The 22,159-nt window shown below is 64.3% G+C and carries 20 protein-coding genes, 1 tRNA gene and 2 rRNA genes (1 of these 23 only partly in view); 11 read left to right on the top strand and 12 right to left on the bottom strand.

The genetic code is table 11. The annotated features are described in order from the left end of the window. Positions 1–2 precede the first annotated feature (2 nt). Positions 3–419, top strand: coding sequence for a cupin domain-containing protein (locus JG746_RS08845; RefSeq protein WP_202357785.1), 417 nt, complete (start codon positions 3–5; stop codon positions 417–419). Between the two features lie 35 nt (positions 420–454). Here JG746_RS08845 and JG746_RS08840 read toward each other — a convergent pair whose 3' ends face one another. After that, complete coding sequence (locus JG746_RS08840) at positions 455–1,807, bottom strand: M24 family metallopeptidase (protein ID WP_244730714.1); 1,353 nt, start codon at positions 1,805–1,807, stop codon at positions 455–457. 367 nt (positions 1,808–2,174) lie between these two features. Here JG746_RS08840 and JG746_RS08835 point away from each other — a divergent pair, with 367 nt between their 5' ends. The 6 genes from JG746_RS08835 to JG746_RS08810 all read left to right on the top strand — a co-directional run bounded on the left by JG746_RS08835 (position 2,175) and on the right by JG746_RS08810 (position 7,920). Next, positions 2,175–3,785, top strand: coding sequence for an ABC transporter substrate-binding protein (locus JG746_RS08835; protein ID WP_202357784.1), 1,611 nt, complete (start codon positions 2,175–2,177; stop codon positions 3,783–3,785). A gap of 242 nt (positions 3,786–4,027) precedes the next feature. Further along, a complete protein-coding gene (locus JG746_RS08830; protein WP_202357783.1) occupies positions 4,028–5,014 on the top strand; it encodes an ABC transporter permease in 987 nt (328 codons plus the stop codon). Then, positions 5,011–5,841 (top strand): ABC transporter permease, encoded by an 831-nt coding sequence (locus JG746_RS08825; RefSeq protein WP_202357782.1) that lies wholly within the window; start codon positions 5,011–5,013, stop codon positions 5,839–5,841. Before JG746_RS08830 ends, JG746_RS08825 begins: the two co-directional genes overlap by 4 nt. Next, positions 5,838–6,635 carry an ABC transporter ATP-binding protein gene (locus tag JG746_RS08820; RefSeq protein WP_202357781.1) on the top strand — a complete coding sequence of 266 codons (798 nt, stop codon included), beginning with the start codon at positions 5,838–5,840 and terminating at the stop codon, positions 6,633–6,635. Before JG746_RS08825 ends, JG746_RS08820 begins: the two co-directional genes overlap by 4 nt. Then, positions 6,632–7,417, top strand: coding sequence for an ATP-binding cassette domain-containing protein (locus tag JG746_RS08815; protein ID WP_202357780.1), 786 nt, complete (start codon positions 6,632–6,634; stop codon positions 7,415–7,417). Before JG746_RS08820 ends, JG746_RS08815 begins: the two co-directional genes overlap by 4 nt. Then, positions 7,414–7,920, top strand: coding sequence for an L-2-amino-thiazoline-4-carboxylic acid hydrolase (locus tag JG746_RS08810; RefSeq protein WP_202357779.1), 507 nt, complete (start codon positions 7,414–7,416; stop codon positions 7,918–7,920). Before JG746_RS08815 ends, JG746_RS08810 begins: the two co-directional genes overlap by 4 nt. Positions 7,921–7,995: 75 nt before the next feature. On the opposite strand, the gene JG746_RS08805 is transcribed toward JG746_RS08810, so the two are convergent. The 4 genes from JG746_RS08805 to JG746_RS08790 form a co-directional block, all read right to left on the bottom strand. Then, positions 7,996–8,751, bottom strand: coding sequence for an ATP-binding cassette domain-containing protein (locus JG746_RS08805; RefSeq protein WP_096450415.1), 756 nt, complete (start codon positions 8,749–8,751; stop codon positions 7,996–7,998). After that, positions 8,744–9,805 (bottom strand): ABC transporter permease subunit, encoded by a 1,062-nt coding sequence (locus JG746_RS08800; protein ID WP_202357778.1) that lies wholly within the window; start codon positions 9,803–9,805, stop codon positions 8,744–8,746. The genes JG746_RS08805 and JG746_RS08800 overlap by 8 nt, the downstream gene beginning before the upstream one ends. Positions 9,806–9,898: 93 nt before the next feature. Continuing rightward, positions 9,899–10,876 (bottom strand): ABC transporter substrate-binding protein, encoded by a 978-nt coding sequence (locus JG746_RS08795; RefSeq protein WP_202357777.1) that lies wholly within the window; start codon positions 10,874–10,876, stop codon positions 9,899–9,901. 411 nt (positions 10,877–11,287) lie between these two features. After that, positions 11,288–12,187 (bottom strand): sugar-binding transcriptional regulator, encoded by a 900-nt coding sequence (locus JG746_RS08790; protein ID WP_202357776.1) that lies wholly within the window; start codon positions 12,185–12,187, stop codon positions 11,288–11,290. 272 nt (positions 12,188–12,459) lie between these two features. Here JG746_RS08790 and JG746_RS08785 point away from each other — a divergent pair, with 272 nt between their 5' ends. Further along, entirely contained in the window at positions 12,460–13,368 is a 909-nt protein-coding gene (locus tag JG746_RS08785; RefSeq protein WP_202357775.1) for a tagatose-bisphosphate aldolase, read from the top strand. 85 nt (positions 13,369–13,453) lie between these two features. Next, on the top strand, positions 13,454–14,899 hold the full coding sequence (locus JG746_RS08780; RefSeq protein WP_244730713.1) for an ROK family protein: 1,446 nt from the start codon (positions 13,454–13,456) through the stop codon (positions 14,897–14,899). Positions 14,900–14,916: 17 nt separating this feature from the next. Here JG746_RS08780 and JG746_RS08775 read toward each other — a convergent pair whose 3' ends face one another. The 3 genes from JG746_RS08775 to JG746_RS08765 form a co-directional block, all read right to left on the bottom strand. Beyond that, positions 14,917–15,699 (bottom strand): DeoR/GlpR family DNA-binding transcription regulator, encoded by a 783-nt coding sequence (locus JG746_RS08775; RefSeq protein WP_202357773.1) that lies wholly within the window; start codon positions 15,697–15,699, stop codon positions 14,917–14,919. A gap of 179 nt (positions 15,700–15,878) precedes the next feature. After that, a complete protein-coding gene (locus JG746_RS08770; RefSeq protein ID WP_202357772.1) occupies positions 15,879–16,490 on the bottom strand; it encodes an NAD(P)-dependent oxidoreductase in 612 nt (203 codons plus the stop codon). A 38-nt stretch (positions 16,491–16,528) separates the two neighbouring features. Then, entirely contained in the window at positions 16,529–17,179 is a 651-nt protein-coding gene (locus JG746_RS08765) for a DsbA family protein (protein ID WP_244730711.1), read from the bottom strand. Between the two features lie 126 nt (positions 17,180–17,305). Between JG746_RS08765 and JG746_RS08760 the strand changes: the two genes are divergently transcribed. Further along, positions 17,306–18,223, top strand: a complete 918-nt coding sequence (locus tag JG746_RS08760; protein WP_202357771.1) for a LysR family transcriptional regulator — start codon at positions 17,306–17,308, stop codon at positions 18,221–18,223. Between the two features lie 28 nt (positions 18,224–18,251). On the opposite strand, the gene JG746_RS08755 is transcribed toward JG746_RS08760, so the two are convergent. Continuing rightward, positions 18,252–18,989: a TetR/AcrR family transcriptional regulator gene (locus JG746_RS08755; RefSeq protein ID WP_202357770.1), complete on the bottom strand. Its 738-nt coding sequence runs from the start codon at positions 18,987–18,989 to the stop codon at positions 18,252–18,254. A gap of 175 nt (positions 18,990–19,164) precedes the next feature. On the opposite strand from JG746_RS08755, the gene JG746_RS08750 reads away from it, so the two are divergent. After that, positions 19,165–19,992: an alpha/beta fold hydrolase gene (locus tag JG746_RS08750; protein WP_202357769.1), complete on the top strand. Its 828-nt coding sequence runs from the start codon at positions 19,165–19,167 to the stop codon at positions 19,990–19,992. 218 nt (positions 19,993–20,210) lie between these two features. Here the strand turns inward: JG746_RS08750 and JG746_RS08745 are convergent. The 3 genes from JG746_RS08745 to JG746_RS08735 form a co-directional block, all read right to left on the bottom strand. Then, positions 20,211–20,287 (bottom strand) — tRNA-Met (locus JG746_RS08745). 288 nt (positions 20,288–20,575) lie between these two features. Then, a 5S ribosomal RNA gene (gene rrf / locus JG746_RS08740) occupies positions 20,576–20,690 on the bottom strand. 147 nt (positions 20,691–20,837) lie between these two features. Beyond that, positions 20,838–22,159: ribosomal RNA gene (locus JG746_RS08735) — 23S ribosomal RNA — on the bottom strand (it continues 1,476 nt past the right edge of the window).

The following is a 22,159-nucleotide window of genomic DNA, read 5'->3' as shown; positions in this document are numbered from 1 at the left end:
CCATGACCGACAAGGGCAAAGTGTTTGTCTATCCAAAGGACGTCAGCGCCTTCGGCTTCGATTGGGGGAAACTGTCGCTGACGGTCGCGCCTGAAGTGAATGGCGCCGAGCGCTTTTCCGGCGGCGTCGTCGACCTGCCGTCAGGCCAAGGCCACACCCGCCACAACCACCCGGGCGCCGAGGAAATCATCTTCGTCATCTCCGGCCATGGCGAGCAGATGGTCGAGGACGAGCAAGGCAATCCGGTGGTCGCCAAGGTTGGTCCCGGCTGCACAATCTATGTGCCGGAAAGCCGATTTCATTCGACGCTGAATACGGGGGATGCGCCGATGCAGCTGTTCGTTGTCTACTCGCCGGCCGGGCCGGAGCTGGTGCTGCGGGAACTGCCGGATTTCAGGCTGATTCCAGCGGGGAAGTGATCCTCGTCGCCTCCCTCGTTTGCGGCGACGCCCCCTCATCCGGCCGCTTTGCGGCCACCTTCTCCCCGTGGGGGAGAAGAGACTGGCGCCGGCGCTGGTACCTCCTCTCCCCTCGGGGGAGAGGTCGGATTGCCCCGAATTGCTCTTCGCAATTCGGATGGCAATCCGGGTGAGGGGGCAGCGCCCTTCGACACCAGCTCGGCGGTCCCACCCCTGTTCCACCCGCGCCCGCGATCCCCGAACATCACATAACCACTCTCCGTCACCGCCAGCGTATCCTCAAGCTTGATGAACCCGCGCGTCGGGTGGAGCATCGTGGTCTCGACCGACAGCACCATGTTCTTCTCCAGCGGCTTGGCGGCGTAAGTGCCTTCATAGGCCACCGGGTGGTTGGTCATCAGGAACGGCGCCTCATGCGTGATCAGCCCCATGCCGTGGGCGAAGAAATCGGTATAGGGCGCGACCTTGGATTGCTTCAGGACGCCTTCGGCGTGCGAAATCATGTCACCGCCCAGCGTGCCCGCTCTGACCTTCGAGAACGCCGCCTGCTGCACCGTCTCGACCTCGGCGAGCAGATCATCCAGCTCGGCATCCGGTTCACCGAGAATGCCCATCCGGCAGAGATCGCCGATATAGCCGTGATAATTGCCGCCGGAATCGATCGACATCGCCTCGCCCTTCTTCCACGCTTGCGGCGAGGCGGCGCGGTTGTGGCTCGAGCCCAGCGTCAGCAGGCAATATTCGAAATGCGCGCCGCGATTGGTCTCCTCGCGCCGCAACTGCTCGATCATCTCGACCTTGGTCGTTCCTTCGCGCGCCCAGGCGATGGTTGCCAGCATGGAATCGGTGATCAGTTCGGAGGCGATGCGCAGCTTCTCCAGCTCCGCGTCGGTCTTGATGGCGCGCATGCGCTCCAGCATGTCGGTCGCGTCTAACAGCTTGGCGTCCGGCAGCGCCTTGCGGATCAGCGTGTAGGCATCCGACGGCAGGAATCCGGGCTCGATGCCGATGCGCGCCCCTGCCTTGCCGATCTTTTGCAGATGCTCGACCGCAAGGTTGGCGGCATCGAGCGTGCCCCAGCAGGCGGCATGCAGCGTCGGCGTCCAGAACGGGTTGTTCTGGTGCTCGCCGCCCTCCATGCGGTTGCCGATATAGGCCGCGTGATCCGGCCCGCCCTTTTCGTAGACGACGATGGGCAGGTAACGGCTATGGCCGATCGCATCCATGGCGGCGAAGAAGATGAATTTGTAGCCGCCCAGCAGATATTGCGTGTTGTGCTTGGAGGTCGCGAGCAGCACATCGATGCCGGCCTCCTCCATCAGCCGGTCGACCCTTGCCTCGTCGAACGGGATATTGCTGACGGCATTCTTGCCCGGCGCAATGTTCATCTCTCTCTCCCTGAATTTGCCTGGGATTGACGCTGTTCCGCTCTCAATCCCTTGGCTGTGGATCAAATCTGCACCATTTTGCCCGCTCTGGTCTAGCCAGAAACGCGCCGACAGCACGGCGGAGTGGTCACCAAGTCGTCATCCGCCGAGTATTCATCAAATCTGGTCCTACCAGAAGGATGAATTGAACCCGTTCTCCCAAACTGGTCCAGCGGACGAAAATTTCAAAGCCAAGCAAGGATGCGCCAATTCCGTCTCTGGCGAAACCCTCGGCAAGGCTCATAATCGCCGCCGCAAGGATGCCGGTGCCGGCATTCGAGGGGTGTTGTCGCGCCGATCGGGGTCGCGCAGAGGACGGAGTTCGATCATGTCAGGTTTCACGATTTCCAGACGCAAGATGCTTGCCGGCTCGGCGATGCTGCTGGCCTCCACCGCCATGCCGACACTGGGCTGGGCGCAGACGCCGAAGAAGGGCGGCCGGCTGGTGCTTGCAGCCGATTCCGAACCGCGCAACCTCAACCCGGCGATCGTCGCCTCCAACGGCGTCTTCTTCATCTCCAGCAAGATCGTCGAGACGCTGGCCGAAGCCTCCTTCGACGGCAAGGACGGGCTCGCGCCGCGCCTGGCGCTGAGCTGGGAAGGTGCCGCCGACGGGCTGTCGGCGACGTTCAAGCTGCGCGACGGCGTCAAATGGCATGATGGCAAGCCGTTCACCTCGGCCGACGTCGCCTTCTCGGCGCTGCAGATCTGGAAGCCGCTGCAGAATCTCGGCCGCACCGTGTTCAAGGATCTGGCTAGCGTCGAAACGCCGGACGATCTCACCGCCGTGTTCAAATTCGCCAAGCCGACGCCGTTCCAGCTCATCCGCAACGCGCTGCCGGCGCTGTCGAGCGTCGTGCCGAAGCACATCTACGAGGTCGGCAAGATCGAGGAGAACCCGGCCAACACCGCGCCCATCGGCACCGGCCCGTTCAAGTTCGGCGAGTACAAGGCCGGCCAATATTACCGACTGACGAAGAACACCGACTACTGGGGCAAGGACGAGCCCTATCTCGACGAGATCATCTACCAGGTGCTGCCCGACCGCACCTCGGCCGCCAGCGCGCTCGAAGCCGAGGAAATCCAGCTCGCCGCCTTCTCCGCCGTGCCGCTGGCCGACCTCGACCGTATCTCCAAGGTGCCGGGCCTGAAGGTGATCACCAAGGGCTATGAGGGGCTGACCTATCAGCTCGTCGTCGAGATCAACCATCGCCGCAAGGAACTGGCCGATCTGAAAGTGCGCCAGGCTGTCGCGCACGCCATCGACAAGGACTTCGTCGTCAAGACGGTGTTCCTCGGCTATGCCGCGACCGCCACCGGCCCGGTGCCGAAGAACGATCCGCAATTCTACACCGCCGACGTCCCGACCTATGCCTTCGACGTCGGCAAGGCCAACGCGCTGCTCGACGAAGCCGGTTACAAGAAGGGTGCAGACGGCAAGCGCTTTTCGCTCAAACTTCTGCCGGCGCCCTATTTCAACGAGACCAAGCAGTTCGGCGACTATCTGCGCCAGGCGCTCGCGGCCATCGGCATCGACGCGCAGCTCGTCAACAACGACTCCGCCGCGCACATCAAGGCCGTCTACACGGACCACGCCTTCGACCTCGCCGTCGGCCCGCCGGTGTTCCGTGGCGACCCGGCGATCTCGACCACCATCCTGGTTCAGAGCGGCATTCCCGACGGCGTGCCGTTCTCCAACCAGGGCGGCTACAAGAACGACGCGCTCGACGCGCTGATCGCCAAAGCCTCGGAAACGCTCGACACATCGGCCCGCACCGACCTCTACAAGGAGTTCCAGAAAGAGGTCGCCGCCGACCTGCCGCTGATCAACGTCGCCGAATGGAGTTTCATCAGCGTCGCGCGTGACACGGTTGGCAATATCGCCAACAACCCGCGCTGGGCGGTATCGAACTGGGCGGACACCTATCTGGCGGGTTAGTGTTCTTCGAAGGCTTGCGCATCGCAAATCCGGGTGCTCAGCTTCGAGAATGAGAGTTCCTTCGCGCCCCTTCCGCCGGACCGCGCCGACCTCACCCTCCCCCTTGTGGGGAGGGTCGACGAATGGATGCTGCGAAGCGGCAGCCAGTCGTCGGGGTGGGGGTATTGGCACAAGCCTGAAGACCCCCACCCCGCTCCGCTTCGCGGATCGACCCTCCCCACGAGGGGGAGGGTAAGGTGGCCATGACCCGCGCCCTCGCCCTCCTCCGCCGCCGCCTCGTCGGCAGCGTCTTCGTGCTTTTGATCGTCATCATCGGCACCTTCCTTTTGCTCGAGGCCGCTCCCGGCGACGCCGTCGATGCCTATATCGTCTCGACCGGCGGCGACGCCGGCATGATCGAATTGCTGCGCCATCGCTGGGGCCTCGACCAGTCGGAGCTGACGCGGCTGGCCAACTATCTCTGGGCGCTGCTGCATCTCGACCTCGGCCAGTCGGTGACCTTCTCCCGGCCGATCCGCGATGTCATCCTCGAGCGCCTGCCCAACACGCTGCTCCTGATGGTCAGCGCCACCGCGCTGTCCTTCGGGCTCGGTTCCGCCCTCGGCATCTTTGCCGGCGCCAGGCCCGGCAGCTTTCGCGACCGCTTCCTGTCGATCGGCTCGCTGGCGCTCTATGCCGTGCCGGGTTTCTGGCTCGGCCTGGTGCTGATCGTCGTCTTCGCCGTCGACCTGCGCTGGCTGCCGATCGGCGGCATCGAGACGCTCGCCTCGGACAAGACCGGCCTCGACCGCGCCGCCGACATCGCCGTCCATCTCATACTGCCGGTGTCCGCCCTCGGCTTCATCTACCTCGCGCTCTATCTGCGCATGATGCGCGCCGGCATGGCCGAGGCCTGGCGGCAGGATTTTGTCCTCGCCGCCCGCGCCAGGGGGCTGTCGCGCCGCCGCATCGTGCTGGCGCACGTCGCTCGCAACGCGCTCTTGCCGCTGGTCACCATGCTCGGCCTGCAATCGGCGCAGATGCTTGGCGGCAGCGTCGTCATCGAGAGCGTCTTTTCCGTGCCGGGCCTCGGGCGGCTGGCGCAGGAAGCGGTGGCTTCGCGCGACACGCCTTTGCTGCTCGGCATCATCCTCACCAGCGCCGTCCTGGTCGTCATCATCAACCTGCTCGTCGATATCGCCTATGCCTTCCTCGACCCGCGCGTCGGCGCCAATGAGGCCGGCGCATGAGCCCGCTGCGCCGCTTTCTGCGCACGCCCGAGGCGGTCGCCGGCGCCATCCTGCTGGCCGCGCTGATTGCGATGGCGCTCATTGCGCCGCTGCTGTTTCCAGGCGACCCGCAAGCCATCGCCGGCCCGGCGCTGCTGCCGCCCTTCCAGGACTGGTCGCTGCCGCTCGGCACCGACCGGCTCGGCCGCGACGTGCTGGCCGAGCTGTTCCACGGTGCCCGCACCTCGCTCGCGGTCGGCCTTGCCGCAGCCGCAGCGGCACTCGCCATCGGCTCGGTGGTCGGCACGCTGGCCGGCTTTGCCGGCGGCCTCGTCGACGAGGGGCTGATGCGCATCACCGACGCCTTCCAGACCGTGCCAAGCTTCCTGCTGGCGCTGGCCTTCGTCAGCGTCGTCGGCCCATCGCTCGGCATCGTCGTGATCGCTATCGCGCTCGGCACCTGGACCGGACCGGCCCGTATTACCCGCGCCGAAGTCCTCTCCATCCGCGAGCGCGATTACGTCGCCAGTGCGCGCGCCATCGGCATGCACCCGATCGAGATCGCCTTCCGCGAAGTGCTGCCCAACGCGTTGCCGCCGGTGCTGGCGATGTCCTCGGTGATCGTCGCCGCCGCCATCCTCACCGAGGCGGCGCTATCCTTCCTTGGCCTCGGCGATCCCAACCTTGTCACCTGGGGCGGGATGATCGCCGAAGGCCGCGCCGTGCTGCGCACCGCGCCCTTCCTGTCGATCATCCCGGGCATCGCGCTGGTGCTGACGGTGCTCGGCGTCTATCTCGCCGGCGAAGGCATCGTCGAGACGACGGCGGTCCGGAGAGGCCTGTCGTGACGGTGCTGGCTTCGATCAGCGACCTGATGGTGACGTACCGCCGCGACGGCGGTGAGGTTGCGGCGCTGAGGAGCATCAGCCTCGACATCGTGGCTGGCGAGCGCCTTGCCATCATCGGCGAAAGCGGCTCCGGCAAGAGCACGCTGGCGCTGGCGATTGCGGGGCTGCTGCCGGCTTCTTCAGCGGTTGGCGGAAGAATTGAATGGCCCGGCCTTGGCCAACCTCCCCTCCTCGGCCGCGACATCGGCTTCGTCTTCCAGGACCCATCCGCCAGCCTCGATCCGGTCATGACCGTCGGCAAACAGATCGCCGAAGTCGCGCGCACCCATCTCGGCCTCACCTGGTCCCAGGCCTACGCCAAGGCCAGGACCCTGCTCGAACGCGTCCACCTGCCCGACCCGGACTCTGCCCTGCATGCCTTCCCGCATCAGCTCTCCGGCGGCCAGAAGCAGCGCGTGGCGATAGCCGCCGCAATCGCGGCCGGGCCGAAACTGCTGATCGCCGACGAAGCGACCAGCGCGCTCGATACCATCGTGCAGGCCGAGATCGTCGCCCTGATCCGGCGGCTGGTGGCCGAGGACGGCATGACGCTGCTGTTCATCAGCCACGATATCGCGCTGGCGGCCGAACTCGCCGAACGCGTCGCCGTGTTCCGCCATGGCCAGTTGGTCGAGCTTGGCTCGACGGCGCGGATTGTCGCCGCCCCGACCCAGCCCTACACCCGCACCCTGCTCGACGCGCATATCGGCCTCGACGCCGTGCCACTGCTGATCCGGGCCGGGCTCCCCGCATGAGCCTGCTCACAGTGTCCAACCTCAGCAAACGCTACCGTCGCGGCGGCAAGACTATCATCGCCGTCGACGATGTCTCTTTTCACATAGAGCCCGGCGAAACACTGGCGCTGGCCGGCCCTTCCGGCAGCGGCAAATCGACGATCGCGCGGCTGGTGCTGCGCCTGATCGAGCCGGACGCTGGCGCCATTGAATTCGAAGGCGATGATTTCCTGGTCTTGAGTGGTGCAACGCTGCGCGCACGCCGGGCGCGCCTGCAAATGGTGTTCCAGGATCCGTTGGCCGCTTTCAACCCGCGCGCCACGGTGGCAAGTGTCCTCGACGATCCCTTGCGCATCCATGGCATAGCCTCGCGTACCGAGCGCCCGCGCCGCATCGCTGCCTTGCTCGAACGCGTCGGGCTGCCGGCCGATCTCGCGCCCCGCGCCATCCACGAAATTTCCGGCGGCCAGCGGCAGCGCGTCGCCATCGCCCGCGCCATCGCGACAAAGCCATCGCTGATCGTGCTCGATGAGGCGGTCTCGGCGCTCGACGTCTCGGTGCGCGGACAGATCCTCGAGCTTCTGCTCGACCTGCAGCGCCAGGAACGGATCGCCTATCTCTTCATTTCCCACGATCTCGGCGTCGTGCGCGTGCTCGCCCATCGCGTCATCCTTCTCGATGCCGGACGGATCGCCGAGAGCGGCGATGCCCGTGCCGTCATCGACGCCCCGCAGTCAGCCATCGGCAAAGCGTTGGTGGCGGCAGCACCAAGGCTCAAAAGAACCACGCAGGACGCATCATGACCGACGCCGAAGCCAGAGCCGAGAAACTATCGCGCGAACTCGATTCCGCCTTCCGCAACCGTGCCGATCTCTACCGGCTGTTGCTCGAAGAACTGACCGGGGAGCTGGGTGCCGAAAAGGCCGAGGCGATCATGATCCGCGCCATCGAGCAGCGCGGCAAGGAAGTGGCGGCTGCCGCCTTCGCCAGCTTCGGCGCCAACGATGCACGCGCCATCGGCGAAGCCTTCCTGGCGGTCAGTCCGGATGGCTGCCTGATGTATCCGACCGATGTCGAACGCGGCGATGACCGTATCGCCTTCAAGGTCAAGCGCTGCCCGCTGAAGGACGCCTGGGTCGAGGCGGGCGTTGGCGACGAAAAGCTCGCCACACTCTGCCGCATCGCCGGCGTCTTCGACCGCGGCCTGTTCGAAGCGACCGGCGTGCGTTTCGACAACGTTACCTGGACGCCGGGCCACGGCTCCGGCTGCTGCCACATCGAATTGACCAATCGCGATGCCAGCTAAGCAATTCGGAGTTGAAGGTGTGTTGAGGTTCAGGCCAGGCCGAGGGTTTGCAGGCCGGCTGAATATCAATACGCCTTAGCCGCCGACCATCAGCTTGACGACTTCATCATGGTTGGTCTCGGAGATCTTGCGCTCGCCGGCCTGGACGCCACGCCGCAGCACGACGATGCGGTCCGAAACGGCGAAGATGTCCTGCAGATTGTGCGAGATGAAGATCACGCCGCGCCCTTGCGCCTTGAGCTGATGGATCAGCGAAATCACCTTGCGCTGCTCCGGCACGCCAAGGGCGGCCGTCGGCTCGTCCATGATCAGGATCTGCGCATCCCAATAGACGGCGCGGCCGATGGCAACCGCCTGGCGCTGGCCGCCGGAGAAATTGCTGACCGGGGCCTCGAGCCGGCTGACATGGAAGTCGAGCCGCCCCATCGTCGCCTTGGCCGCCTCGGCCATGGCCTTGCGGTCCAGCACCGGCAGGAAGCCGAACGCCTTGCGCATCGGTTCGCGGCCAAGGAAAATGTTGGCGCCGATCGACAGATTGTCGGCTAAAGCCAGATCCTGGTAGATCGTCTCGATGCCCTTTTCGCGCGCCTCCTGCGGCGTCGCGAACGTCACCGGCTGACCCCTGAGCAGGATTTCGCCGCCGGTGGGCTGGAACACGCCCGATATCGCCTTGATCAGGGTCGTCTTGCCGGCGCCGTTGTCGCCCGCCAGCGCCACGACTTCGCCCGGCCGCACGGCCATGGAAAAGTCGTTGAGCGCACGCACGGCACCGAAGTGCTTCGACAGGTTGCGGACTTCCAGCAAGGGGCCGTTCTGGTTGGTGCTATTCATCCTGACGGGCTCCACTGAACCGGCGCTGCGCCTGGTCGATAAGGACGGAAATGATGATGACGACGCCGACGGCGATGAACTGCCAGAACGGCTCGACATTGACGAAGACCAGCCCGTACTGGATGACCGCGATCACCAGCGCGCCAGCCACCGTGCCGAAGATGGTTCCGGAGCCACCGAAAAGGCTGGCGCCGCCAATGACCACCGCCGCGACGCTGTCGAGCAGCAAGGGCTCGCCGGCCTGCGCGGCGCCCGCGGTGAAGCGCGCCGCATAGAGCGCGCCACCGAGGCCGGCGCACATCGCCGACAGCACGTAGAGCCGCAATATGTGGCCTCTGATATCGATGCCGGCGCGCCGCGCCGCCTGCACATTGGCGCCGATGGCATAATTGTGCTGGCCGAACCGGGTCTGGCTGAGCAGATAGTGCATGACGATGACGAAGACAGCGGTGATCAGCACCAGATAGGGCACGCCGTAGAACTTGCCGTTGCCGAGTAGCGCGAACCAGGAATTCTGCACCGGCACGGTGGTGCCGCCGGCAAGCAGGAAGGCGGCGCCGCGCGCGACGCCGAACATGCCGAGCGTGCCGATGAAGGGCGGCACCTTGAGCCGCGAGATCAGCAGGCCGTTGATGATGCCCGGCACACCGGCAACGATCACCGAGGCGAGGATGCCGGCCAGCATGGCCAGCGGCAGGGGAATGGCGGCACCCGCCATGTTGGTGGCATGCGCGGCGATGACGGCGGCCAGGCCCATGATGAAGCCGAGCGACAGGTCAATGCCGCCGGAAATGATGACGAAGGTCTGCCCGGTCGCCAGCAGCAGCGGCGCCACGGCGAAGATGGCGATGGACTGCAGGTTGAACGGATTGAGCACGAAGGTCGCGCCGAAGGCGAGCCGCGACCAGATTTCGAAACAGATCAGCAGGCCGGCCAGGAACAGCCAGGCGCGCCCTTCGGCGATGCGTGCGACCAGGCTCCTGGCCGGATCGCCGTGATCGGCCTGAGGGGCGACATGCTTCTCGGCAGGCTGGGCTGGTGATGTCGAGGTCATGGATACTCCGGGGCGCCTTCAACAGGCCTCGATTGGCGAGGACCCAATGCAGGCTCCTCCCGGCGGACCGGGAGGAGCCAAGCTGGTCTGGACTTACTCGGAGTAGAGATACTTCGAGATGTTCGGGTCCGCGATGTTGGACTTGTCCATGATCGTGAAGCCGGTGCCGATGGTGACCGGGATCGAATGGCCGGTCAGGTGGGCATAGGCCGAAACGACGCCGTAATAGCCGATTTCGGCCGGATGCTGGGCGATCGCCACGTCGACCAGGCCGGTGTTGATGTTGTCGACGATGCTGGTCGGAGCATCGAAGGCAACGACCTTGACGGTGCCGCTCTGTCCGGCCTGCTTGACGCCATTGGCGGCACCCAGTGCGGAGAACAGATTGGCGCCGAACACGCCGACCAGGTCGGGATTGCGGGCGAACACCGCCTGCAGCTGCGAAGCCGCCTTGTTGGCGTCGTCGTCATTGAACTGGGTTTCCAGCACGGTGATGCCCGTATGCTTGGCCATCTCCTTCTTGAAGCCTTCCTCGCGCTGGTCGGTGGTCGAGATGCCGGGCTTGACGTTCGAGACGTAGACCTTGCCCTTGTCGCCAATGGCGGTGGCCAGCGCGCGCGCGGCAATTTCGCCGCCGAGCACATTGTCCGACGCGATATACGACAGTGGGAAGTCGGCATCGCCGGCGCCGGTCTGGTAGACGCCGCTGCCGATGAAGGTGTCGACGGTGATGACCGGGATGCCGGCATCATTGGCCTTGCGCAGCGGCTCGACCAGCTGGACCTTGTCGGTCGGCGCGATCAGGATCGCGTCCGGCTTCTTGGCAATGACCGCGTCGAGCACCGGCACCTGGGTGACCGGGTTGAAGTCCGGCGCACCCTGGAAAACCAGATTAACGCCAAGCGCGTCGGCTGCCGCCTGCGCGCCCTTGCGCATGGTGATGTAGAAGCCGTCGGTGGTCAGGCCCGGAATGAGCGCAATGGTGTATTTCTTGTCCTGCGCCTGCGCAGGCGCGATCAGCACCGTCGCACTGACGGCAAGCGCCGCGAGCGCGGCAACAATCTTCTTCATGACATCCTCCTCATTGTTGGCAGATCTGCCGTTGCAAGTGACATTGGAATGGCCGTCATCCCTGCGGATGCGACGGCCGGAAACGCCTGTTTGCCTTTCGCGGGCAGCTCCTCCCAAGCGCCCTCCAGTCGATATGTCGGCCGGTCAGTCGCCGGCGCACCTGGCCACAGCCCCGTTCCTCGGCCTCCGCGAGGTTCGGCAAACTGTGCCCAACCGCCTCGCCTTGCCGACGGGCGTTCGAACTTGTAACACTTTGCAGAAATAAATTGCAACTCGGTTTTTCCGAGCCGGCAACGCCGGGCTTTTCACACCGTACGACATCCGATTGCTCCGCCGAGCCCCGGTCAACTATCACCGGGGCCTTTCGGCGGCACAACTGGTTTTCGTTGCTGCGTCCTGCCCGTTCTAAGGCTAGGCGAGCGCCGCGAGGATGGCCTGCGCCGTCTTGGTGTCCGTCACCAGCGTGTTGATGAGGCGGGCACGAACGGCGGCAATGATCGCCGTCGCTTTTTCCGGCGACGCGGCAAGGCCGATGACCAGCGGCACGGCGCGCAGCTGCGCCGGCGACATGGCGATCATCCGGCTCTCGCCTTCCCAGGCGATCAGCGTGCCCTCGGCATCGAAGTAGTGGCGAAGCACGTCGCCGGCGGCATGAACCAGCGCCTGCTCGCTCGGCGTGGCGGCACTGGCCTCTGGAGCATTGATGGCATGCGGCAGGCCGATGCCGACGATCGCGACATCGGTCCTCTCCCACATAGCGACGGCATCGCGAATGGCGGCGTCGCGCAGGAAGACCTCGCGCAACTCGGTAGACGGCAAATAGGGCGCATGGATGAAATGCGGTGTGCCGCCGAACTCCTCGGCGGCAAGCCGCACGAATTCGTTGACCTGAAAATGCGCCGCCTGCTGCTGCATGCCGCCGGTGGCGGCCACGGTCAGCACGCCGGGCATGCGCGGCAGGCCGGCCCGGATGACTTCGCGCACGGCGCGTCCCCAGCCGATGACGACGACGGAGCCCGCCACCAGTTGCGCCTGCCTGAGCAGCCCGCCAAGCGGTGCCGCGAGCGCTGCCAACGTGCCCGCCGCCGGCGTCTCGACCACGGCGGCATCGCGCAATTTCAAGCCGTCGATCAGCTGCCGGGTGATGTCCTCCGGCGTTGCCAGGTCGAGGACCTCGATGCGGACAATGCCCTCGGTTCGCGCCCGCTGCAGCAGCCGCGAAATCGTCGCGGTGGAGACTCCGAGCCGCCGGGCGATATCGACCTGCGACATCTCCTCCACATAATGCAGCTTGGCCACCGTATGCAGCATCGTCCGCGATGCGGTCGCATCCTGGATGGGGGGAACAGACAGCTTGCAATTCCTTTCAGCAACGTGTTACACACGTATACGCCGACGGGAGTTATCGCGCAAATCCGGCCAACCCGCAACCTGCGGTTCCAGGCCGCGAGGTCGGCGAGGAGCATTCTTCGAGGGCGATGGCGCGTCTCGGCGTCCTGCCGGCAGGCGGGCAGAACTGAACATCGTTGTTTCCACGGGATCCGCGCCCTTCGTCTGGAGAGCGCCAACATCGGATTGAGACCATGACCAAGATGACCACCGCGGAACTGCGCGGCTACCAGCAGATATGCGGCAAGGACGGGGCCATGGTCGCCATCGCCTGTGACCAGCGCGGCGGCATGCGGACCTTGCTGGCGTCGGACCCGGACGAACAGGCCAGGATCACCAACGACATGCTCGGCGACACCAAGGCCGACATCACGCGTTACCTCGCCAGTGCGGCATCCTGCGTGTTGCTCGACCCTCTCTGCGCGGTGCCGCGCATTGTCGATGAAGGGGTCTTGAACCGCGATACGGCTCTGCTGATCGGCCTCGACGCTTCCGGTTTCGACGTCTCGCCCGAGGGCTACCGCCTGTCGCGCCTCGTCCCCGGCATCGACGCGCGCCGCGTGCGCGCGCTGGGCGGCACCGGCGGCAAGATCATGGTGTATCTCAGAGCCGACAAGCCTGCGGCCAACGAGCACAACATCGCCATCCTGCGCCATTGCATCGCTGATTTCGGGCAGGAGGACCTGCTGCTGGTCGTCGAATTCCTGACCTATCAGCTCGACGGGGAAAGCCCCGAGGACTATGCGGCCAAGACGCCATGGCTTGTCGAGGAAGGTACCAGGATTTCGCTCGAGTGCGGCGCCAAGGTGCTGAAGCTCCCCTACCCCGGCACGCCGGAGGCCTGCGCCAACATCACCGCAATGGCCGGCGATGTGCCGTGGGCGGTGCTTTCGGCCGGTGTCAACCACGCCACCTTCCTTGGCCAGGTCGAGATCGCCATGCAGAACGGCGCCTCGGGTGTCATCGCCGGCCGTTCGCTGTGGAAGGACTGCATCTCGCTCGATCGTGACATCCAGCGCGAAAGGCTTAAGACCATCGCAGTGCCGCGATTGCGTGAGATCCAGGCCGTGATCGGACACTACCGGCAGAAAGCTGCTGCCTGATAGTCGAATTTGGACTAGAGCCATTCCAGCAAAAGTGTGAAGCGGTTTTGCGTCCGGAATTGCGTGAAAACGAATGCAGGATGCCATGCCTCTCAGCATAGGAATCGACATTGGCGGTACCAATCTGCGTGCCGCCCGCATTTCCGGCACCGGTGAAATCCTCAAGCGCGTTTCCGAAAAAAGCGCGCCTGACCCGGAGTTGGTGCTGGGCCGCATCGCCGACATGGTGCGCCTTCTCGACACCCCTGACGTGAAGGCCATCGGCGTCGGCGTACCCGGCCGCGTCGATGCGCGGCGCGGCGCTGTCCTGTCGGGCGGCTATGTCAACCTCGCCTCGGTTGCGCTGGCGCAGCGCCTGGAAGACATGACAGGCAAGCCTGTCATCATCGACAATGACTGCAACATGGCGCTGGCCGCCGAGATGGCGCTCGGCGCCGGGCGCGGCCATGGCAACATCGTCATGTTCACCATCGGCACCGGCATTGGCGGCGCCGTCGCCCAGGATCGGCGGATCACGCGTGGTTCGGCAACGGCGGGCCAGCTCGGCCACATCACCGTCGACGTCAATGGCGAGGTCTGCGCCTGCGGCCGGCGCGGCTGCGTGGAGACCACCAGTTCGGGCACGGCGCTCGGCCGTCACATTGCGCGCGCCGGGCTCGGCGCCGACATTTCGGTCGACCAGCTCTTTGCCCTCGATGCCGCCGGCGACGTCCAGGCGCGCGGCATACTGGACGCCTGGGCGAAACCGCTGCGGGCCGCCATCGACACCGCCGTTGCAATGCTCGCTCCCGATCTCGTGCTGCTTGGCGGCGGCCTTGGCCGCGCGGCACATGCAGCACTCGACCGAGCCCCGGCTCTGGCGCCCTGGTACCAATGCCAGGTCGAAGCAGCGCAGCTCGGCGACGACGCCGGGGTGATCGGCGCCGGCCTGCAGGCCCTGGCGGCGGAACCACACGCCGTTCCGGTTGCATCCTCGGCGCCATCAGGTCACGCCAGGCGCGCCGTGCTGGTCAACGGCATCCCCGCCAGCGGCAAGAGCACCGTCTCGCGCGGCATCGCCGATCGCATGGGCTGGCCGCTGCTGGCGCTCGATACGATCAAGAATCCCTTTCTCGAAGTGCTCGGCGGCGGCGACCGCCTGTTCAACCGCACGCTCGGCCGCGCCAGCTACCAGGCGATCTGGTCGGTGGTCGGCGAAGCTCCTGCCGGCACCACTTTCATCGTCGATGCCTGGTTCGGCTTCCAGCCGCGCGAGGTTCTCGAGGATCATCTGCGAAAGGCTGGCGTCGAGCAGACTTTCGAAATCTGGTGCCACGCGCCCGGCGAAGTCCTTGCCGAGCGCTACGGCGCCCGGCTTGACCAGCGTCCCGCCGGCCATCCCGGTGCCGCCTATATTCCCGAACTGATCGAGCTCGCCAAGCGCGCCGAGCCGCTGCGGCGCGGACCGCTCTTCGACGTCGACACGACGAGGCCGATCGACTTCGATGCCATCACGGCCTGGCTGCGGGCGACCATAGCCAGCGGCGCATAGACGGCCGGAAGGCCCGGTCAGTCGCCACTACAGACGTGAAGTTCCGTTCCGGCCGCCGCGATGACCGCGCGCAGCGCCGGTAGCGGTTCACGATCCGTGACGATGTCGGAAAGCGCGCTGAGAGCGCAGATGCGTTCGAGGCTGTTGCGGCCGAACTTGTCGTTGGTCACCACAAGCGCTGTCGACAGCGCGCGAGCAATCATCGCCCGCTTGACCGCCGCCGCCCCCGAGATCATGTCGCTCGGCCCGTCCGCCGAGAGGCTCGAGGCGCCGATGATGGCAATGTCGGCATTGTAGCGCCTGACGAATTCAACCGTATCCTCACCGACCACGCTGGCTTCTCGGCTGTCGTAGGTGCCGGGGCACAGGATGACCCGGAAGGTCGGACTGGCACCGGCCACCGAGGCGACGCCGATGGAATTGGTGATGATCGTCAGCTCCCGCTTCATCTGCGAGAGGCTGCGCGCCACCTCATAGGTCGTCGAGCCGCCATCGATCATCACGATCTGGCCTTTCTCGACCAGTCCGGCCGCACCACGCCCGATCCGGGCCCGCTCTTCGATCATGGTCTGGCTGCGCTCGGCAATCACCGGCTCGGATGTCATCAGCGAGATCGTCGCGCCGCCATAGGTTCGGTTGAGCAACCCCGCATCGCCGAGCTCGATAAGGTCGCGCCGGATCGTTTCGCCGGCGACGCCAAGGCGCAGGGCGAGCCTGGAAACACGGATCGAGGCCGAGCGGCGCACTTCCGACAGGATGAGCTCATGCCGCTCCTTCTTCGACAGCCGGCTCTGCTCCATGATCTGTCCTCCAGGAAGCCTGGAACATTAGCGATACCGACGTTGATGGGGAAGGAGTCTCGCAAGGCGCTTCGGCAGGACGGTCTGGTCACAAAACCTATCGGCACGTCGGCGTCCGCGAAGCCCTGATGCGGCTGGCGTAGGCCGGCCTCGATCGAGGCACGGCCGCCGCCGTCTGATCAATAGCCGACGGTGAAACGCTGCCTGATGTGGGCCGGCTTCTCGATCTCGTCGGCCATGACGATGGCGTAGTCTTCGAAGGAGATGCTGCTGCCCTTGTCCGAGGCGAGAAGCGTATCCTTGCCGAGGCGGAATTTGCCGGTGCGCTCGCCCGGGACGAACATGGCGGAGGGCGACAGGAACGTCCATTCGAGATCGCCCACCGTCTTCAACGTGTCGAGGAAGTCGGCGCCCTTCTGTGCCTCGGGCTTGTAGATCGCCGGGAATTCGGGCGTGTCGACCAGTCTTTTGCCGGGCGCGACCTCAAGGCTGCCCGCGCCGCCGACAATGAGATAGCGCTTCACGCCGGAAGCACGCACGGCGGCGATCAACGTGTCGGGATCGCTGTCCAGGAAATGCACGGCGCTGATCACCACATCATGGCCACGGATCAGATCGGCGAGGCCTTGCCTGTCGAAGACATCGCCCTTCCTGGCCGTCACGCCGGGCAGAGCGGCAATCTTTTCGGGGTTGCGGGCGATACCGGTGACGGTATGGCCACGGTCGGAGAGTTCCTTGAGCAGGCGCGAACCGACAGCGCCCGATGCGCCGATGAGAGCGACTTTTGCCATGTCTTTTTCCAGTCCTTGTTGGGGGTCAGTTGGGGAGATCACGCCGCCGCGATATGGGCGACGAGATTGTCGAAGCTGCCGAACAATGCGTTCGATCCGATGAGGCGCGGCGCATCGTTGCGGACGACCGCAAGCGAAGGCACGCCGTTGGCATGCAAGCGCTGGAACAGCGCTCGGCCACGACCGACCAACTCGCGGTGAGCCGTCAGCACGGTTTCGCTCGGCTTCTTCAGCATTGCGGCGGCGCCCGCCATGCCGGCGTCTGCGAGCACGGCGGCCACGCCTTCGACAGTCACGATATCGCGGCCGTCGACATAGCGCGCACGCTGGATCGCTTTAAGCGCGGTGAGCCTGCAGCTGGGGTCTTGCAGACCGGCGGCGCTGATGCCGAGGGCGGCGGCATGCGAGTCGAGCAGGGTGCCGCGAACATTGAGGACATTGTTTCGGTAAGCCTGCGTGAACGTCTGCCCGGTCAGACGCTCGATGCGCTGGTCGTTCGCCCAGGCGTGGGCGGCAAAGCCTTCATCCATCGGCCGCGCACCGGTGCCGGAGAACAGGCCGGTCGGCAGCAGCTCGATGCGCACGCCGCTGGCCGACAGCCTGTCCAGCATCGGCGTGGCGCCATAGCACCAGCCGCAGAGCGGATCAAAAAGGTAAGTCACGTCTGAATTGCTCACGATCGCCACCATTGTTGGTACGTCCTGTCGGCTGAAAGGCCACCAAATCTCTTGGCCGTATGTGGCAAGCGGAGGTCTTGCGATAAATAGTGCCCAATAATACAAACTGTCTGATCAAATCAGACAAAAGCAATTACCTTGGCCGACCTTCTCAACCTCAACCGGCTCGTCTACTTCACCACCGTGATGGAAACCGGCTCGTTCACATCAGCAGCAGACCGGCTTGGCGTCGCCAAGGCCGTGGTCAGCCATCAGGTCGGCAGGCTTGAAGAGGAGCTGGGCGCGACGCTGCTGCAGCGCACGACGCGGCGCGTCACCCCGACCGAGGAGGGCCGGCTCTTTTATGATCGCGCGATGATCATCCTGCGCGAGGCGGAATCGGCCTATGGCGAGATCTCGCGCGCTGCGACCGAGCCGAGCGGAACGCTGAAGCTGACCGCGCCGCTCGACTACGGCACCAGGGTGGTGGCCCCGGTCATGGCGGCATATCTGAAGGCCTATCCGCAGATGCGCGTCGAAGCGATTTTCGACGATGCGGTGAGCGATCTGGTCGACGAGCAGATCGATCTCGGCATCCGTGTCGGCTGGCTTACCGATTCCTCCAACCAGGCGCGGCGCCTCGGCACGATTCGGCAGATCGTCGTTGCCAGTCCGGCTCTCGCGGCAAGCCTGCCCGCGGATGCGAACCCGAACCAGGCGCGAGCGCTGCCCTGGGTCGGCAATACCCAATTGCGCGGCGTCGGCCAATGGCTGTTTTCCAGGGACGGCGAGACGGTGCTGACCGAACTCAATCCCGTCGTCGTCTGTGACAAAAGCCCGGCCGCCTACGCGTGCGTGCTCGCCGGTATCGGCCTGGGCATATTCCCCGACTACGCGGTCGATGAGGATATCGCCGCAGGTCGGCTTGTGCGGATATTCGACAAGTGGACCTTGCCGACCGGTGGTATCCACGCGGTGTTCCCGCCAGCCCGCTTCCGGCCCGCCAAGGTGCGCGCCTTCGTCGAATTGCTCGCGGCGGCCGAGAGAAAGCGGACGCGTGGCAACGCCAGGGGATGAAGCCGATCCCCCTCAGGCTCGGACGCAATTATGCCGGCTGCAGCCGAGCCAGCTTGGCCGCAATGCCGTCCAGGATCAGTTCGAGGCCCGCTGCAAAGCTTTGATCCTGGATTGCGTCTCCGTCGCCTTCGCGCCTTTCCTCGAACAATGCGGAGGTCCGCGGATAGGCTCCGGAGCCGGTGATAGAAGCGGCATAGGCAGCCTGGTCCGCTCGCCACTGCTCGGCGGACAGCCCTGAAGTGCCGATAGCGATGTCGTCGGCGATCTCGGACGCGACGAAGCCGCGCACATAGGAGATCAGCGTGTCGATAAGGATGAGGCGCTCCCGCGCCGACAGGCCATGCTCCTCCAACAGGCCAAGCGTTGCCTCGAGTCGCTTCAACCGGTTGGGTCCAAGCGTTGGCCGTCCGGCCAACGCCGTCACCATCCAGCGATGAGCCAGGAAGGTTTGCCGCGTGGCCAAGCCGATGGCGCTGAAGTCGGCGCGCCAATCGCCGGAAGCGCTAAAGGTTCCCGGCCCCAGCGCGCCATCGACCATCAGGTTCAACAGATCATCCTTGCGCGCGAAATAACGATAGAGGGAGCTGGTGCCGCTGCCGATCGCCGTCGCGATGCGGCGCATGGAGACGGCGTCGAGCCCCTCACGGTCGGCAATCTCGATGGCTATCCGGGCGATCGCCTCGCGGTCATGCGAGGGCTCGGGCCCGCGCGCGCCGCGCGACGGCCGCATCCAGATCACCGACGGGGCCTTGTCACCTGAAGCCATGCGCCTACCTATTGCGAACACCGTTCGCATATTCTACAGAAACAATACTGCGAACATCGTATCCGAGTTTCATAGGCCGGCCAACTCATTGGCCGGCCCTGTGCGGATGATTGTTCGTGGACCAGGAGCGCTGCCCATGAATACCGCAACCGCGAAAGCTTACACGACCGGCTCCGTGACATCGCGCGATGGCACCACCATCGGCTATCGGCAGATCGGCCGTGGCCCGGGTCTGATCCTGCTGCATGGCGCCATGCAGGCCGCGCAGAGTTTCATGCGGCTCGCGACGGCGCTTTCAAACAGCTTCACTGTCTATGTCCCCGATCGGCGCGGGCGTGGCATGAGCGGACCATTTGGCTACCAGCACGGAATGGAGAAGGAGCTCCAGGATCTTCAGGCGCTCGTGGTTGGCACCGGCGCGCAAGACGTCTTCGGCCTGAGCTCCGGCGCCCTGATCGCGCTCCAGGCAACGCTCTTCCTGCCCACCCTGCGCAAGGTCGCGCTTTACGAACCGCCATTGGCGGTCGCCGGCGTAACGTCACCCATGGCCTGGGCGCCGCGCTACGAAAGGGAACTGGCGCTGGGCGATCTGGCGGCTGCCATGGTTTCCTGCATGGAGGGGACCGGTGATATCGCGACAATCAAGGTGCCGCGTTTCATCTTGGTCCTGTTGATGCGGCTGGCGATCCGGACCAGCGCGAGCGACGGGAAAATCGGAAACGTCCCGCTGGACGTCCTCATCCGCTCCGTTCACTTCGATATTCGCCTGGCAGCGGAAATCGCCGACACCGTCGAGACCTTCAAAGCGGCACACACGGAAATCCTTCTGCTCGGAGGTGATCGAAGCGCCGCCTATCTGGCTCCAGCACTGGACGCGCTGGCCGGCGTTTTGCCCAACGCCAAGCGCATCGAACTCCCTGGCCTTGGTCATCTGGCGGCGGACGATGTCGGCCAGCCCGAGCGAGTCGCCGACATTTTGCGACCGTTCTTCTCGCAGCGCTGATCAGAAGGGTGAGACAAACATTGCTGCGCAAAAAGCGCAGCAAAAGCCGGGTAGCCGCTTCAATTAGTCAGTCAGCAATGACTTACTAAGTGGCTTTGCGTTTTTGTCCTGCGGGGGCTTCGGCTCCTTGCGGGCGCCTGCGCCGGAGCAAATCGCCGAGCATTGTGATCTGGATACAAAAACGGCCCGCTGGCTGAGCCTAGCGGGCCGTTGAATGTTGGTTGCGGGGACAGGATTTGAACCTGTGACCTTCAGGTTATGAGCCTGACGAGCTACCGGGCTGCTCCACCCCGCGTCACCTCTCGGCAAGCGCTTGCTTGCCGAACTAGGCAAGCGCTTGCTTGCCGAACTAAGCAAGCATTTGCTTGCTGAACCAGGCAAGCGCCTGCTTGCCGAACTAGGCAAACGTTTGCTTGCTTTGGACGTAAGCGCACGCCTACGACGACGCTGGCCTACAAATAGGTAGATGGCTCACCAAATGAAAGGGCCGCTTACGCGGCCCGTGGTCCCTTGGCGGGCCTTGTCGTAGAGAGAAGATTTCACTGACATCCGCTTGGATGTGAGTTCAACGTGCGTTTAGCAGACCTGGCAGCGACCTACTCTCCCGCGTCTTGAGACGAAGTACCATCAGCGCTGGAGCGTTTCACGGCCGAGTTCGGAATGGGATCGGGTGCAGCCGCTCCGCCATAACCACCAGGTCGGCAAAACGCACGTTGTTCGAGAAGCTTTTGAGCGAAGGAGCATAGAGAGACATCGGCAGCAGCGCTGTCGGGTTGCCTCTCGGGCTGTTCGCTGGTCTTTGTTGTGCCATCCATCGTATTTCACGATGAGCATAAGGAATGAGAACGATCAAGCCGATCGAACTATTAGTACCGGTAAGCTTCAAGCGTTGCCGCTCTTCCACACCCGGCCTATCAACGTGGTCGTCTTCCACGGTTCTCAGGGAATACTCGTTTTAAGGTGGGTTTCCCGCTTAGATGCCTTCAGCGGTTATCCCGTCCGGATATAGCTACCCTGCTATGCGGCTGGCGCCACAACAGGTCCACCAGAGATCCGTCCATCCCGGTCCTCTCGTACTAGGGACAGATCCTTTCAATATTCCTACACCCACGGCAGATAGGGACCGAACTGTCTCACGACGTTCTGAACCCAACTCACGTACCGCTTTAAATGGCGAACAGCCATACCCTTGGGACCTGCTCCAGCCCCAGGATGCGATGAGTCGACATCGAGGTGCCAAACAACCCCGTCGATATGGACTCTTGGGGGTCATCAGCCTGTTATCCCCGGCGTACCTTTTATCCGTTGAGCGATGGCCCTTCCACGCGGGACCACCGGATCACTATGACCGACTTTCGTCTCTGCTCGACTTGTCAGTCTCGCAGTCAGGCAGGCTTATGCCATTGCACTCAGCGAACGATTTCCGACCGTTCTGAGCCCACCATCGCGCGCCTCCGTTACTCTTTAGGAGGCGACCGCCCCAGTCAAACTACCCACCATACATTGTCCCGGACCCGGATAACGGGCCGCGGTTAGACATCCATAGTAATAAGGGTGGTATTTCAAGGGTGGCTCCACCTGAGCTGGCGCCCAGGTTTCAAAGCCTACCACCTATCCTACACATGCCACTACGAATGCCAATGTAAAGCTATAGTAAAGGTGCACGGGGTCTTTCCGTCTAACCGCAGGAACCCCGCATCTTCACGGGGAATTCAATTTCACTGAGTCTATGCTGGAGACAGCGGGGAAGTCGTTACGCCATTCGTGCAGGTCGGAACTTACCCGACAAGGAATTTCGCTACCTTAGGACCGTTATAGTTACGGCCGCCGTTTACTGGGGCTTCGATTCAGAGCTTGCACCCCTCCTCTTAACCTTCCAGCACCGGGCAGGCGTCAGACCCTATACGTCGTCTTGCGACTTCGCAGAGCCCTGTGTTTTTGATAAACAGTCGCTACCCCCTGGTCTGTGCCACCCTCCTCTGCTTGCGCAGAAAAGGGTCACGCTTCTTCCGAAGTTACGCGTGCAATTTGCCGAGTTCCTTCAGCATAGTTCTCTCAAGCGCCTTGGTATACTCTACCAGACCACCAGTGTCGGTTTCGGGTACGGTTTATAAGGAGGAGCTATTTCCTGGAACCACGCAGCAGCCCGTTCAATCCGATAAGATTG

This window comes from Mesorhizobium sp. 113-3-3, from assembly GCF_016756495.1.
Taxonomy (GTDB): Bacteria; Pseudomonadota; Alphaproteobacteria; order Rhizobiales; family Rhizobiaceae; genus Mesorhizobium.
This window is presented reverse-complemented; position numbering and strand designations above follow the sequence as displayed.